12 protein-coding genes are annotated in these 16,623 nt (G+C 31.3%); 1 reads left to right on the forward strand and 11 read right to left on the reverse strand.

Translation table 11 applies throughout. The annotated features are described in order from the left end of the window. Positions 1–245: 245 nt before the first annotated feature. From J3R86_RS04280 to J3R86_RS04295, 4 genes are all read right to left on the reverse strand, one after another. On the reverse strand, positions 246–4,289 hold the full coding sequence (locus tag J3R86_RS04280; RefSeq protein ID WP_207518198.1) for a glucosaminidase domain-containing protein: 4,044 nt from the start codon (positions 4,287–4,289) through the stop codon (positions 246–248). Between the two features lie 237 nt (positions 4,290–4,526). Beyond that, complete coding sequence (locus tag J3R86_RS04285) at positions 4,527–4,949, reverse strand: GNAT family N-acetyltransferase (protein WP_207518199.1); 423 nt, start codon at positions 4,947–4,949, stop codon at positions 4,527–4,529. Between the two features lie 635 nt (positions 4,950–5,584). Continuing rightward, positions 5,585–6,055: a DUF2538 family protein gene (locus J3R86_RS04290; protein WP_207518200.1), complete on the reverse strand. Its 471-nt coding sequence runs from the start codon at positions 6,053–6,055 to the stop codon at positions 5,585–5,587. 22 nt (positions 6,056–6,077) lie between these two features. Beyond that, positions 6,078–7,298: an LCP family protein gene (locus J3R86_RS04295; protein ID WP_207518201.1), complete on the reverse strand. Its 1,221-nt coding sequence runs from the start codon at positions 7,296–7,298 to the stop codon at positions 6,078–6,080. Between the two features lie 517 nt (positions 7,299–7,815). Between J3R86_RS04295 and J3R86_RS04300 the strand changes: the two genes are divergently transcribed. Next, on the forward strand, positions 7,816–9,009 hold the full coding sequence (locus J3R86_RS04300) for a serine hydrolase domain-containing protein (RefSeq protein ID WP_207518202.1): 1,194 nt from the start codon (positions 7,816–7,818) through the stop codon (positions 9,007–9,009). A gap of 178 nt (positions 9,010–9,187) precedes the next feature. On the opposite strand, the gene rihC is transcribed toward J3R86_RS04300, so the two are convergent. From rihC to folD, 7 genes are all read right to left on the reverse strand, one after another. Continuing rightward, complete coding sequence (gene rihC / locus J3R86_RS04305; RefSeq protein ID WP_207518203.1) at positions 9,188–10,096, reverse strand: ribonucleoside hydrolase RihC; 909 nt, start codon at positions 10,094–10,096, stop codon at positions 9,188–9,190. A gap of 138 nt (positions 10,097–10,234) precedes the next feature. Next, entirely contained in the window at positions 10,235–10,513 is a 279-nt protein-coding gene (gene qoxD, locus J3R86_RS04310; protein WP_197697109.1) for a cytochrome aa3 quinol oxidase subunit IV, read from the reverse strand. Positions 10,514–10,521: 8 nt separating this feature from the next. Continuing rightward, positions 10,522–11,127, reverse strand: coding sequence for a cytochrome aa3 quinol oxidase subunit III (gene qoxC / locus J3R86_RS04315; protein WP_207518204.1), 606 nt, complete (start codon positions 11,125–11,127; stop codon positions 10,522–10,524). After that, entirely contained in the window at positions 11,117–13,105 is a 1,989-nt protein-coding gene (gene qoxB / locus J3R86_RS04320) for a cytochrome aa3 quinol oxidase subunit I (RefSeq protein WP_002462680.1), read from the reverse strand. Before qoxB ends, qoxC begins: the two co-directional genes overlap by 11 nt. Next, entirely contained in the window at positions 13,105–14,205 is a 1,101-nt protein-coding gene (gene qoxA / locus J3R86_RS04325; RefSeq protein ID WP_207518205.1) for a cytochrome aa3 quinol oxidase subunit II, read from the reverse strand. The genes qoxB and qoxA overlap by 1 nt, the downstream gene beginning before the upstream one ends. Before the next feature lie 284 nt (positions 14,206–14,489). Beyond that, positions 14,490–14,807, reverse strand: coding sequence for a DUF5011 domain-containing protein (locus tag J3R86_RS04330; RefSeq protein ID WP_002462682.1), 318 nt, complete (start codon positions 14,805–14,807; stop codon positions 14,490–14,492). 842 nt (positions 14,808–15,649) lie between these two features. Then, on the reverse strand, positions 15,650–16,507 hold the full coding sequence (folD, locus tag J3R86_RS04335; RefSeq protein ID WP_207518206.1) for a bifunctional methylenetetrahydrofolate dehydrogenase/methenyltetrahydrofolate cyclohydrolase FolD: 858 nt from the start codon (positions 16,505–16,507) through the stop codon (positions 15,650–15,652). Between the last annotated feature and the right edge of the window lie 116 nt (positions 16,508–16,623).

Raw genomic sequence — 16,623 nt, forward strand, 5'->3', positions numbered from 1 at the left:
ATACATATATTAGCGATTTTTTATAAGTAATGTTGTAACTAACTGTGTTTAAATGATTATAATAAGATTATCTTTTTGGGACTGATTGATTAAATTAATATCATTAAATAGCGGTCTAATTTGACAGAGAACATTAAAATACCCCACATACTGATGTTATTCAGCATGTAGGGTTCAATTTTTAATAGCTAAGTTAATGTTAAACTTATAGCTACGTAGTAATTTTGGAAGTAATGAAACTCCAATTAATTATATTTAGGAATTTCGAAGTATTTACCAACTTCGCCAATCTTATCATATAAACCTTTGATAATTTGTGCATTAATATTAGCCCAATCAATATCAGTAGCATATTGATGTGTACCAGGGTGGTTTGGATTCCATCTCATTTTATAAAGTGTGTTTTGACCAGCTTTAATATAAGATTGACCGATAAATTTAGCACCACCAACAATTGCTTTAGATACAGAATTCCAACCTGCATTTTTAGCGTAATTTATAGCACCATATAATGGATTGTTATCAAATGCTGCGATTCCAAATACGTTATGGTATTTAGTTGTTGTATTAGTTACAACACGACCATTAACAATATTTGCACCTTTAGCTAATTGTGATTTACCATTACCTGTTTCAAGTAAGGCGTGAGAAATTAAATAGACTTCGTTAATACCATATTTCTTAGCTGCTTCGCTAAACGCAGCACCTTGGTTTTCTAATACGCCTTTACCTTTTAAGAATTTATTGATTTTATCAACTGAAATATTCTGTGGTTGATCAAGACGTAAGAATTGATATCTAAGTGCTGAGTCTTTAGCTAAGCGATTTGTATCCATAGCATATTTAATTTCACTATAGTTAGCATTTGTCCATGAACCAGCTACACGTTGTACTTGTGGACGGTCATATAAATGAGCTTGGATACTAGCAGCTTGATTTAATGTTTGACCTGTTTTTGTATATTTAATTAATTCTTTTGCGACGTCACTTTCTTTAATCCAAACTAATTTACCGTTTGATAATTTACCGTATAACCATTTTTGACCATTAATAACTTGCTCTTTAATAACAGCAAATGGTTGTTCATGATAAGATTTTAAAGAATATTTATTAGCTGCATTAGGTGAAACATAATAATAACCGTTGTCATTTTTAATAACATATGTGTAGTTAACGTCTTTAGCATTAGTTACAGTTGCAGGTTTAGAATTACCTGTTAAGTCTTTAGCATTAACCCAACCAGTACGATTGTTAACAGTACCATATAGATAGACATCTTTGCCAACTGCCACTTGCTTAATAGCGTTAAATGCTTTATTAGCAATTTGATTACCTGTTAAGATTATTTGATTCTTAGTTCCCCAAGGAATCATAGTTAAACCACTATTTGTTGCTTTCACTTTATATTGTTCTGTTGTTTTAACATCTTTTCCTAAATTTTGTAAATTTAAGTCTTTAACATTAAACCAACCAATAGGTGTGTTTTGACTTGAATTATTTAATAATACATAAGTGTCATTTCCGTGTGTACGTTGTTTTGTAACAACAAATGTACGGTCGGCATATTTTGAACCACTCTTAGCTGTTTTATCATAAACTGAAGCACGCACGCCACTATTTTTAGCATTTACTTGAGCAATTTTACTAACAGTTTGAGTTGTATTTGTTGTAGGTACAGATTTAGCTGATGATTTAACAGCTGTAGCTGGTTTAACTGATGTCTTAGTTGCTACTGGTGCAGTTAAGTAATATTTACTAATCCAACCACTTTGTCCATTAACTGTACCATATAGATAAATCGCTTTATCAATTTGTTGTTGTTTAGTAGCTTTAAATGTTTGGTTACCATTTCCTGAGACTTTACCAGCCACTTGTTTATAAGTACCCCAAGGTACTGTATATAAGCTAGAACCTGATTTAACAGTGTATGTTTCGTTTACTTTAATAGGTGACTTAGCAGTGTTATAAGTTACATCACCTTCTTTAACCCATCCTAAAGCTTTACCACTATTATAGTCTTGAACTAAATAGAATTTTTGGTTATTTAAAGTCGCTGTTTTTGAAACCGCAAATGTTTTTTGAATTTCTTTTGTTGCTTTACCAGTTTTATCATAAACAGTAGTGAACAAACCATTATTTGCTGATTTGATTTGAGCTACGCCGTTATTAGCAGTAACTGTTAAATTGTTTGCTGCAGGTTTAGTAGCAGGTTTAGATGGTGTTGATGGTTTTGGTGTATTACTTGCTAATTCTGATAAGTAATATTTGCTTACCCAACCAGTAATACCATTGACTGAGCCATATAAGTAAATTGCTTTGTCAATTTGTTGTTGTTTAGTAGCTTTGAATGTTTGATTTTTTGAACCAGAAACTTTACCAGCTACTTGTTTAGATGTACCCCAAGGTACTGTGTAAATATTTGTTGTAGGTTTAATACTGTAAGAATGGTTTACAGTAGTAGGGGACTTGGCAGTGTTATATACTACATCACCTTGCTTAACCCAACCTAATTTTTTACCACTATTATAATCTTGAACTAAATAGAATTTTTGATTGTTTAAGGTAGCAGTTTTAGATACTGCTAATGTTTTTTGAGTTTCTTTTGTCGCTTTACCAGATTTATCATAAACGGTAGTATAGAGACCATTATTTGATGGTTTAATTTGAGCTACGCCGTTATTAGCAGCAACAGTTAAATTATTTGCTGCAGGTTTAGACGGTGTTGACGGCTTAGGTGTTGATGGTTTAGATGTTGATCCACCAGTTGTTCCAGATGATGGAGCTCCCCAAGCAGCAACTTTACCCATTTTAATTAAGTATTTTTCATTAATTAAATCATATAATTCATTATAACTATAGTTATGGCTAGCTAAGTAACCGTGTGGGTCTGCATGATCAGTTCCACCTAAGAAATGACTAATTGCATAGTGAGTCCATACAGTACCGCGACCATCTTTTTCAGCACTATCAGGAACTAATCCATAGTATTGTAATTGTGTAGCAGCATAATCTGCATAGTTGTTCATTGAACGCGCAAATGATGCATAATCATGTGTATGTACAATTTCAACGTTGATGAAACGATTGTTAGCGTTTGGACCTGCACCCCAAGATAAGTAATCTGTAGGATGTGTTTCAATAATTCTATTACCATCTACAAATGCGTGTACGAAAGCATTATTATAATTATTTTTCATATAATTAATTTCACCAGTAATAGTAGAATTATTATTTGCAGTATCATGCACAACGATACCTTCAGGTTTACCTACACCATGTCTGTAACCGTATTTAGGGAAGTAAGATGTATAATCTTCTTCAATTTTTGGTGCTTGAAGTTTATTTCTACGAATATAATCATTAATTGATGAATTCACTTGTGGTTTATACTTCGGTAAACTTTTAGTAGTTGTTGAAGTTTTGGCAAGTAACATTCTTGGTTTAGCGAAAGAACTAAATGTTGTTGCACGTGGTGTAACGTCATTAGTTGATTCGTTTGCTGTTGCTACTTTATTATTTGTTTGAGTTGTTGCAGGTTGCGCTAAAGATTTTAATGTTTGTGGATTGATTTCAGAATGACTTGTATTTTCTGTTGCATCGTCGTCTTCATCATCATCAAAGCGATAGCCAGAACTGTTTGTATTGTTATCTAAAGTTTGAATGACTTTATGCTCATCTTGTTTTTTAACGTCTTGTTTATCGTTTGCTTGAGTAGTTGTTTGTTGAGCTGTTCCAGTCTGAGCTTTAGCTTGCTTTTGTTGTTGATTTTCATCTACTGTAGTAACTTCTTTATTTGTGTGGCTAGCTTGTTGTTCGTTAATAACTTGAGCATCAGAATGTTGTTCATTGTTCGTTTGTTGTTGAACTACTGATGATGCATTGTCTTCATTAACTGTTTGATCTGCTACATGATCATCAGAGATTGCAGATTTAGTATCGTCTGTAGTTATGTTATCAGTACGTTGATCTGCTGATTTATCAGTACTATTAGCTACGTTAGTATTGTTTTCTAATGTTGCATCGTGTGTTTTTGTTGTGTCAGCAGTTTTTGGTTGAACAATTGATGGATCTTGATAAACTTGTGTGCCTGAGATATTTTGCGTTGGATTTGAAACCTCAGATTTAGCTTGGTTAGTTTTATTTAATGTTTTGTTACTATCTAAGACGTTTTTATTAGATGTTTGATCCTGAGTTGTTTCAGCAGCTTGTGCATGATGTGCAGTAAATGCTGTACCAACTAAAGTTAAAGCTACCATTGAAGGTACTTTATAATTGAACTTTTTCACCATTATATATATTACTCCTAACATCTATTAATTTATTAACATTATAGTATTTGCTGGAATTTCTGTATGGTATTTAATCAATTTGTAATATACTCTTAATTTAAAATAAGTCATAATTTGGCACAATAAAGTTAAACTAAACCAATAGGGACGTGTAAAAATGAATAAAATTGCCGTCAACTTAACTTAAGTATTATTACAAATATTTTAAAAGGAATCACACTTTGTTGTAATATTTAGTCATACCTTTTTCACCATTTTAATGTGTTTGATTCCTTCTTCTAAAAAGACTTTCCCTTGTATGTCATAATTTAAACTTTTATAGAATTCTTGTGCCTGAATTTGAGCATTTAAAATTAATGTCTTGTAGTTTAATTGTTGAGCAATGTTTTCCATAGCGATCATTAGCGCTTGACCTTGACCTTGTCCGCGATAAGGCTTTAACACAGCAACGCGTTCAATCTTTGCGGTTTGTTCATCTATAGGGCGTAGTCTCAAAGTAGCAAATGGTTTATCATTATCATAACCAATTAAATGGATAGAATTATCTTCGTAGTTATCTATTTCATGCTCTAATGGAACCCCTTGTTCATGTACAAATACTTCTTCTCTAATTTTAAAACAATCTTGTAACATTTCATCATTAATTACTTGATTAAACATTAAATACCTCCTTATTAATTTAATTTAACAATAATAGCATAAAATTAAGAAAATTTGAGTTATCTATTAAATATCTATATAAAAAGGTTCTCTAATAAATCGGACTGATACATAATTAAATTTTCAAGCCTCGCACCCCAGCTTGCATATTTAGAGCTAGTTAGATTTACAATCTTTACTAGCTCTTATGCAATTGTTGCGCTAGCAACCAATTGTAATCCTTTAGTTAGATTTACAATCTTTACTAGTTCTTGCCCAACCTTCATTGCCTGTAGAATTTCTTGGTGAAATTCTCTGTGTTGGGTCCCAATGCAGTTGCACTAATAGTGTCAACTGTAATCCTTTATAAAATTTTTCTATGACGGGTCCCTGCATTGTCCGTAGAATTTCTTGGTGAAATTCTCTATGTTGGGTCCCTTGTCCAGATTGCACATTATTGTAAAAATTCTGTTGACATAATTTTTCTTTGCTGGGTCCCAACCTCAGGAGCCTCGACTTCAAATTAATTTTCATTTTAAATTATTCATTTTTTATTTATCAGTCCTAAAAATAGAGGAGCATAAAAAAACTGTAATATACACGTCATTTTATAGTACATATTACAGTTTAACTTAATATTATTATATTGATTTAATTTATAGAGCTTCTTTTCTAATAATAGCAGTATATTGCCAAAATATTCGCATTTGAGCAATGTTCCAATTATTCATTCCCATAGTAAATCCAGATGGCTTAAATAAATTAACATCCGTTACTTCTAGTGCTGCAGCAATTAAGTATTGCAATGGGACGCTAATTGTTTTCATTGTTTCTGTAATACCTTGTTCATCATATACCCATGAAAAAGGTAGCTCTGATTCAAAAACATCTACTTTATCAAAGATTTCTGGAAGTGCAACAATGTAACAAGCACCATCAACTATTGGATTATCAATTATATTTTTATAGTAAATTAATAGTGCTTCGTAATTTTCACGATGTTCATGATTAACATAGAAAAATTCATTTCGAAAATGTGCCATATCTTTACTGTGCACAATTTGTTGTTCAAGTATATTAAACATGCCGTTAATGTTTGCAATCTTTTCGTATGTTTTGCGACTCATTTTATGAATACCTCCATTTGATTTAATAGATAGGTTGATTATAATCAGAAGATCCCATTTGATTATTATTCATTTGCTGGTTCTGATTTGGAACAACTTGTTGTTGGTTATTTGTTGGTACTTGATTATTATTTTGTGGTAGTTGTTGTTCATTATTATTTTCTTGATTGTCTTTATCTTTATCTGTTGTATCTCGTTGAGCTTTTCTTAATAAGCTATCGTCAAGTTCCGTTAATGGTATTAAAGATCCATATTTATCTATAACACGTTGATCAAGGAAGTCTTTTTTATTGGTAATTTCAGGTAAATCTAAATCCCTACGTAATAAGTTAGAATATTTTTGAATACTATCTACACTTGGATGATAGTAATAAATATTATTTAAAAAGTCATCTTTACCTTTTAATTGAGCTGTCTTGATATCTACATCACTTGTCAAATACATTTTAGCTAATGATTTAATTTCTGAATTAGTTAAATTATGTTTAGCATTTTTTCCTACAATTTGTATTACATCATCTAATTTATCAACTGAATCAACATTTTGAGCTTTTTTGAATAAGATTTTGATTAATTCCATTTGACGCTGTCCACGTTTTAAGTCTGAATCATGATGTCTCGTTCTAGCTACGGCTAAAGCCTGATCACCATTTAATTTTTGATAACCTTTTTTTATTTTGATTTTACCTGTATCATCTGTGTTTGGTTCATTTAAGTTATATGGTACATCGTAATAAATACCACCGAGTTCATCCACAGCTTCAACAAATGCTTTCATATTAACACGTACATAGTAATCAACAGGTACATTCATCGTAGCTTCAACAGAATCCATTGCAGCAATTGGGCCACCATAGGCATGTGCATGTGTGATTTTATCGTAATATCCTACTTTTGGAATATAACTAATAGTATCTCTAGGTATACTTAACATTCTAATTTGATGTTTATCTTGGTTGAATGTACTTAAAATCATAGCATCTGAACGAGAATGTTCATCTGTTTGACCATTTTTACGTCTACCTTCATTATCATCAATACCTAGAAATAAAATTGAGATGGGTTGCTTTGCAGGGTTTACTTTACCATCTCTTAAATTTGATTGTCTATTAGCATTTTTACTATCTTGTGATGAGTTAAAAGCCTCTTCGGAAGTCTTGAACAATATAGTTGCAAAGACAACAGGAATAACAAGGAGAACTAATGCTAGAAGAATCAGAAAGTATTTTAAAAATTTATTCATTATTGATACTCCTATATTTATTTTTTAGTGTAATTATTATATTAATCATCTTCGGATTTATATAGTTCTTAGACAGTTAATTAATTTATATTTACAAATACATTATAGCCCTAAATTGTAGTACTTTATAGCCTAAATTACAAATGATTAGCTAATACTACAAATAGGGAGTACGACATTAATAAGTATTGCAAAAATTATTTATAGTACGACCCGTTATGACAGACTATAATAAAAACAATTTATTGCCATTGGATTCACACTAAGTATAGGTGATTTTTAATTCGGAGTATTTAAAACGTATTTATATAGTACTAAAGTATGATGTAGGGGTTATATTTTAAGCGTATTATTAAATTCAAGTGATTTATTATAATCATTAATGTATAATTAATTTTGGTAAATTAATCAAATAAGTACATTTTAATGTACTATTAAACAAAGCATGATTGTATGAAAGAACAATTGATAAAGTGAAAAGATTTTAAAAATTTAATAATGTGAGGCAACTAAAGACATGAAAGTAAATAAACTAAAATTAGTTTTGCATCTTTGTATTTTAATATTTATTATTGCTAGTTTCGCTATAATTTTTCATAAGTGGGAGACTAATCCAAAAGCAGTTCCCACACTTCATAAAGAAACAAAAATTGCTGACAATGGAAAATATTTAAAAGAAAGAGACAAAGATATTAAAGAACCTAAAAAGTTGAAAACTATTTTTAATAAAAAGGACGTTAAGTATAAAGAAATTGACCAATATTTAAAAAACTCTTTATTTAATGGAACTGTTGCTGTATATGAAAATGGAAAATTAAAAATGAATAAAGGTTACGGTTACCAAGATTTTGAAAATAACATTAAAAATACACCAAGTACGATGTATTTAATTGGGTCAGCTCAAAAATTTTCAACTGGACTAATGTTAAAACAATTGGAAGAGGAACATAAAATAAACATTAATGATTCCGTGACTAAATATATTCCTTGGTTTAAAACTTCTAAGAAAATTACGCTAAAAGATTTAATGTTACATAGAAGTGGCTTATATAAATATAAAGCATCAAAAGATTATAAAAATTTAGATCAAGCTGTAAGTGCAATTCAACAAAAAGGCATTAATGAAAAGAAATATCACAAGCACCAATATAATGATGGTAATTATTTAGTATTAGCAAAAGTGATTGAAGTAGTTACTAAGAAAACATATGCCGAAAATTATTATAATCGATTAGCTGATCCGTTAAATTTAAATCATTCAGCGTTTTATGATGAAAAACCATTTAAGAAATATATGGCGAAAGGATACAAGTATAACAATACAAATTTATCTTTCTTGAAACCTAATATTTTAGATCAATACTATGGAGCAGGTAATTTATATATGACAACAGCTGATATGGGTAAACTCATTTTAGGTTTACAGCATGATAAAGTTGTCAATCCTAATATAACTAATGCATTAACACATGAATATGGTACTAAACAATATCCAGAACAATATCGCTATGGTTTCTATGTTGGTCCGTTTAACAATAGAGTAAACGGCGTATTCTTCGGACAAACGTTTACAGCATATTTTAATGATAAATACATTGTTGTGCTATCAACAAACATTAAAAGTCAAAATGAAATTAAAATCAAACATATATTTAGTAACATATTACATCAGACAGAATTATATAATCAACAAGGTGTAATAGTTAAATAAGGTTCTTTCTTTATTAGTACTGATAACTAAAAAGTGAATAATTATGTATCAGTCCAAGTTGAGAATGAACCTTAAATAAATACTTTATTACGTTAAATAACATGCCCTACAAACTAGACGGTTATCATTGTCTTGATTTGTAGGGCGTTTTTTAATTGCTATTAGCTTAAAATTTTGATTAAATACATTGTTCCAAAGATTGAATGAACAACTCTTTATATAAAGATGCAATAGGGGATTGCACAACAATGCAATTAGCTTGTTTACTTTCAAAGTCTACAACAGTAGCCCCTCTAGTGAAAGTGCCAGTTAACTCAACTTTAACTAGAGCCTCGTAAGATTTAAAATATGATGGTTTAAGTAAATATAAAATGGTAAAGACATCGTAAATATTAACTTGAGTTTCGAAATCTTCACTTCTATAGTGCTTAAATAAATGGTATAACATATCGCTAGTTTTATTAAGATGTTTGAAATTTTCTATAAATGAATGGTCAAATGATGCTTCGCGGGCTAAATCCAATCCAATCATTGTAAGTTTTAATTCGGAGTTAAAAACGATATTTGCAGCTTCAGGATCGCAGTAAATATTAAATTCAGCTAGTGGCGTTATATTACCTCGACTAGCACTACCACCCATTAAAATTATCTCTTTGATAAGCGGTTTAACTTCAGGATAAGTTGTTAATAGGAGAGCGATATTTGTAAGTGGACCAATAGCCACAATTGTAACAGGTTCTATTGAATTTTCTAAAGTAGATTTTATAGCTGTAATCGCATGTTGGTTTGAAATAACATTATTATCTACGTTTGGGAAATCATAACCTGCTAATCCTGATTCACCATGAACTTCACTAGCATCAACAATGTTATTAACTAAAGGCTGACTCGCTCCTCGATAGACAGGTGTATTTGTATTGAAAAACTCGACTAATTTTAATGCATTTGTAGTTGTCTTATCGATATTAACATTACCATTTACTGTAGAAATCATTTTTACTTCGAAATCATTTAAACTTAAAGCTAAACTTATGGCTGCAGCGTCATCAATTCCTGGATCAGTATCAATTATAATAGGTATTGACATAATAATTCTCCTAACATAGTTTATTATATCAATAGAGTAACATGCTAGTTTCCATATAGGCAAAACAGTTTAAAAGACATAAAAAAAACCAGCTAACTATAAGTTAGCTGGTTAAACTTTACATTATTTGAATGTAGTTTATAAGTGAGCTGAGTGACCGCCTTGCATAACCCAATAAGTTCCGACTACGAAAGCAAGAGTGATAACAAGTGCAAAGATAACTTTGGCTGTTTGAATACGTCCATCTTTACCTTCAGTTAAATGCATGAACATTAATAATTGAAGGAAAGCTTGAATGAAAGCAAATCCAAAGATTATTGTCACTTTAGCATGGAATGACATTGATGTGTATAGTGTTACGTAAACTGCTAAAAGCGTTAATACGATAGATGCGATAAATCCGACAGTATGTTTCATTATTGTACTCATCCGCTATACACCATCCCTATCATATATACGGCAGTAAAGATGAAGACCCAAACAACATCTAAGAAGTGCCAGTATAAACTTACTATAAATAATTTTGGAGCATTATATTTATCTAAGCCACGACGTTGAATTTGTATTAATAGGCAAGCTGCCCACACAATACCTAACGATACGTGACAACCATGTGTTCCGAGTAAGATAAAGAAACTAGACCAGAAAGAACCGATTGTTGGGTTAACTCCTTCTGATGCATAATGAGCAAACTCATAAATTTCAAATCCTACAAAGACTAAACCTAATAGTAGGGTAATAATCATCCAGAACATCATTAATTTTTGTTTTTCTTGACGCATGTAGTAAATTGCAATACCACAAGTGTAAGAACTAAATAATAATGCAAATGTCATTATTAATACAAGAGGCAATTCAAATAACTCTGTAGTCATTTTACCTGCGTAATCGCCACCATGTTGCAACGTTAGAAGTGTTGCGAATAGGGTACCAAATAACGCAAATTCGGCTGTAATGAAAATCCAAAAGCCAAGCTTATTTAATTCGCCTTCATGTGTGCGTGAATCAATAGTGTTTGTATCATGACTCATGACTTACAGCCTCCCTTTCTTTAATACGTGCTTCTCTTAATTTCGCTTCATTTTCAGCAACTTCAGAAGCAGGGATATGATATCCGTGATCAACTTGGAAACTGCGGTACATCATAGTACCAAATATACCAATTAAACCAAGAATTGCTGGAATAATTGTTTCAAAAATTAAGAAGAAACCAGCGATTGTCATAAAGATACCAATCCATAAACCAACAGCAGTGTTGTTAGGCATATGAATATCTTTATAGTTATGATTATCTAGATAATGACGGCCGTGTTCTTTCATATCAACGAAAGTATCATAATCATTCCAGTCTGGAGTGATTGCAAAGTTGTATTTAGGTGGAATAGCAGAAGCTGTAGTCCATTCTAAAGTACGACCAAGACCATCCCAGTTATCTCCAGTTGCTTCACGAGGAGATTTGAAATGACTATATACGATACTAACAACTAGGAATAAGAATCCTACTGCCATTAGTAATGCACCGATAGTTGAAATTAAGTTTAATGCAAACCAACCATCAGAAGGCATGTAAGTGTATAAACGACGTGGCATACCATCTAATCCAAGAATGAATTGTGGTAAGAAACAAACGTTAAATCCGATCATGAAGAACCAGAAACACCATTTGTTTAACGTTTCGTTTAACTTGTAACCCATCATCTTAGGATACCAGAAGATTAACGCTGCTAAGCAGGCAAATACAACACCAGTAACCAATGTATAGTGGAAATGGGCTACTAAGAAGTACGTATTGTGATATTGATAGTCAGCAGATGCCATCGCTAACATTACACCTGTTACACCACCTAATAGGAAGTTAGGTATAAATGCTAATGAGAATAACATAGGTGACTCAAACGTAATACGACCTTTATACAATGTTAATAACCAGTTGAATAATTTAACACCGGTTGGAATACCGATTAACATTGTTGAAATTGAGAAGAATGAATTAATTAGAGCACCATTACCCATTGTGAAGAAATGGTGAACCCAAACTAAGAAACTTAAAAATGCGATACCGGCAGTTGCCCATACCATACTTTGATGTCCGAATAGACGCTTACGTGCGAATGTCGGAATAATTTCTGAGTAGATACCAAATGCTGGTAAGATAACGATATATACTTCGGGGTGCCCCCAAACCCAGAAGAAGTTAGCCCATAACATTGGCATACCACCGTTTGCAACAGTGAAGAATGCAGTGTCAAATATTCTATCAGTTGTCATTAATGCTAACGCCACTGTTAAAGGAGGGAAAGCAAGAATCACGATTAAAGTAGTAACAAATGTTGTCACTGTAAACATTGGCATTTGCATAAACTTCATTGTTGGTGTTTTACATCTTAATATTGTAACAAAGAAGTTGATACCTGTAGCTAAGGTACCAAGCCCTGAAATTTGTATTGCTACTAAGTAATAGTTAACACCTGGGCCAGGACTAAATTCACCTGCAAGTGGTGCGTAGTTTGTCCAACCAGCTGCTGGTGAACCACCAATAATAAATGACAGATTGAATAAAATCATACCTGAGAAGAATAGCCAGAAACTAACGCTGTTCAATACAGGGAATGCAACATCACGTGCACCAATTTGTAAAGGAACAACAATATTCCATAAACCAAAGATAAATGGCATCGCCATGAAGATAATCATGATTACACCATGTGTACTAAAGATTTCGTTATAGTGGTTTGATTCTAAGAATTTATTATCTGGTATTGCTAATTGCGTACGAATAAGTAGCGCATCAATACCACCACGGACGAACATTAATACGGCACAGATTAAATACATGACACCGATTTTCTTATGGTCTACAGATGTGAACCATTCTTTGTAAAGATATTTCCATAATTTAAAATAAGAAATTACTGCGATTAAACCGATAACTAAGAATGGGGCACCAATTTGTGCCATTGTAATCATCCAGTTACCTTTAACTAGTAATTGATCCCATGGAAAATTCATTAATGTCCACCTCCATGATCATCATTGTCTTGATCTTGCACATCTTTAGAAAGCTTTTTCATTTCTTTAGAGTTTTTATGTTCTTTCTTTTTGAACTCATTGTCGTATTTCTCATCATTACCTAATAGAACCATTTTCATACCATGACGTTTATAGTTCGCATTAGTAATTTGAGGCTTACGAGCTGGTTTCAATGGTTTGTCTGAAACATCTTTATACATTTCTTCCTCACTGTTAAAGTTTGGATCTTTTGGAACGTAGTTATAACGTTTATATGCATAGAAGATATATTCAGGATCAGCTGCTGGATCAACAAACGCCATATGAGTACCATTGAATTCTAATGCTTTGTTAGGTGTATTTGGTAATAACTGTTTATCAAAAGTATCTTGATCAATTGTTTTCTTACCTTTAACTTCTTTCACCCATTTGTCATAATCTTTCTGACTTACAGCATGTACATCAAATGTTTGACGTGAGAATCCTTCACCATTGAAGTTAGAGTTACGTCCTCTAAATGTACCTGTTTGACTAGCTTCTAAAGTCCAGTCCATTGTCATGCCAGTCATGGCATATTTTTGACCACCTAATTGTGGAATCCAGAAACTTGTCATTGTATCCATAGCTTGAAGTTTGAATACAACTGGACGATCTTTAGGGATTGTTAAAGTATTAACAGTCTCTATATGTTCCTCAGGATAAGCAAAGAACCACTTGAATCCGCCACTAACAGCGTAAATCACCATTGGATCCTTTTCACTTTTTGGTGGTGCTTCATAATCGTATAAAGTTTTAACTGTTGGAATAGCTAAAGCTGTAACGATTAAAATTGGTATCACAAACCAAATTGTTTCAATTATGGCATTGTGATGCATCTTACCAGATTCGTCATTTTTATTGTAACTATATTTAAATAGAAAAATGGCGAACATGCCAAGAACAACGACAACAATAACAAGCATGAAGACAATTGAATAAAGAATCAAGAACTTCTGACTACTTGCTACTGGCCCTTTTGCGTTAAAGATTTCTATATTTGAACAACCACTAAGTAAAATTAGTGTGCCAAATAATAGAAACAAAGACTTTAATTTTGACACTTTTTTGACCTCCTAATACTACAAATGTAGGGCTTACCACTAATTTTAAGTTATTACACAATATTTACAAGTACTTATAGGAAAAAAATTAAGAAAAATGTGGGTGAAAGCCAGAAGAATCAAGGTATGACGGGGGTTCACAGATTTGTTAAAATTATGTGTACATTTTGTGACTTTAATGAATTTTAAATAAATTGCTTCATATTTAATTAGGTTAGTGAGAAGACTTATCAATTAAGGGCTATTTGTGTGAAAATAAAAAAAGTTGAGAATAGTCTCAACTTTTATTTGACCTCTATATATCTTGTAGAAATATCTTCAGCACCATCTGAATCTTTAACATGATAAACTAAACGATATTTACCAGATTTTGTAGTGTCAATATTGCCATCAACTTTTATTTTATGAGTTAAATCGCCATCTTCTTTATCATAAGCAGAAATACCATTTAAGACATTATATTCTTGCCCTTTTTCTATAACGATATCATTAGCACCTTTAATTTGAGGTGTAGTGTTTGAAGTTGCTTCCGCATTTAAATGAGGTGTTACTAATGTGGCTGATACGCCAAGAGCCGATAATGACTGTATTAATTTGTTCATATTATGTAACCTCCAAATGAAAAGTCATCTCTCTGTTATCAATACTATACCTTAACTTGTTTTATTCATGCATCATACTATAGTCCTAATATTACCGTATTAAAAGTAAAATTTAAATATTTATTTTAATTATTATCTGCAAAAAAATAATAATTTGTAAATTATGTGACTTTTATTAAAATGCCAATATGTTAAAATGCACTATCATTTGTTAAATATTGTTAGTTTTTATATTTGGTAATAATAAGTAAATATTGCAAGTTATAAACAATTAGTTTATTAATAATAAGCTTTTCAATATTAATAATGACATTACTATTATCATTTTATATAGAAAAGATTGATAAAAAGAAGGTGAGCATATAAATATATAATATTGAAGAAATAGTTCGTTTTAAAGATCAAAGTAGGTGGGCCACGTCTTCAAAATTTTATATCTAAATTTTATTTTATTATGTGAGATGGTCATTTATTAATAAGTTAAAAATATTGCTATCTAGTCTAATATAAACAAACTTTAATAACCGATTTTAATCATTAAATGGATGAGGGACAAACATAATTTTTATATTAAAATTATGTTGAAATCCGACCACGGCAATACTTACTAGGTATGTAAAAAATTTGAAATATCAACATTTTACAAACCAGACGGATACTGCCAAAAGCTTAAATTTAAGTGTGGAATGCTTTTGTTCCAGTATTTAAGAGTTATTAATTTATCTCTCAACGCAAAGATAAAAAATAGCTTAATTAGACCTAAAAAAGCTCAATAACATTTATCATACATTGCTAAACGTTATTGAACTTCATCATTATTAACTTAATTTTGTTTTAACGTATTACTTAATGCCGCGACGCATTTTTTCTGCAAGTAAAGTATTATTAAGTACCATAGTAATTGTTAAAGGTCCAACACCTCCAGGAACAGGCGTAATTGCTCCTGCGATTTCTTTTACATCTTCATATTCTACATCGCCTTTTAATTTTCCGTTTTCATCCGGAGTATTACCGACATCTATAATAACAGCTCCATCTTTAACATCTTCTTTTGTAACAAGTCCTGGTTTACCAACGGCACTAACAATAATATCAGCATTTTTTAAATGAGATTTCATATCTACGGAACGAGAATGTAAAATTGTTACTGTTGCATTTTGCTGTAATAATAATTTAGATACTGGTTGACCAACAATATGACTTCTACCAATAACAACTGCATTTTTACCTGATAAATCTATATCAGCATGTTTTAATATTTCCATAATACCTAAAGGTGTACATGGTACAAAAGTTTGTTCATCAATATATAATTTCCCAATATTAGTAGGATGGAAGCCATCTACATCTTTATCTGGATTAATTGTTTCTAGCACTTTCTGTTCACTAACCTGTTTTGGTAGTGGAACTTGTACTAATATTCCACTTACAGAATCATCATTATTTAATCGATTTAATTCATTTAACACTTCTTCTTCACTTGTATTTTCATCTAAATGTACAATTTCAGAAATCATACCTATTTTTTCAGCAGCTTTCTTTTTGGATCTCACATAACTTTGACTAGCCCCATCATTGCCAACAAGAATAACAGATAATTTTGGAGTATATCCTTGTGCTTTAAGTGCTTCAACTTGTTCTTGTAAACCTTGTCTGTATTCTTTGGCAATTTGTTTTCCGTCTAAAATTTTAGCAACCATAAAAATTTCTCCTCCTATTGTTTCATAACCTAACGTTACTAGTGTTTGGCACAACTTTTTATAGCAAAAGACGTAAATTCAATCAAAAATTTAAATTAAAGTTCGATTTTTGATTG

The organism is Staphylococcus simiae (assembly GCF_017357005.1).
GTDB lineage: Bacteria > Bacillota > Bacilli > Staphylococcales > Staphylococcaceae > Staphylococcus > Staphylococcus simiae_A.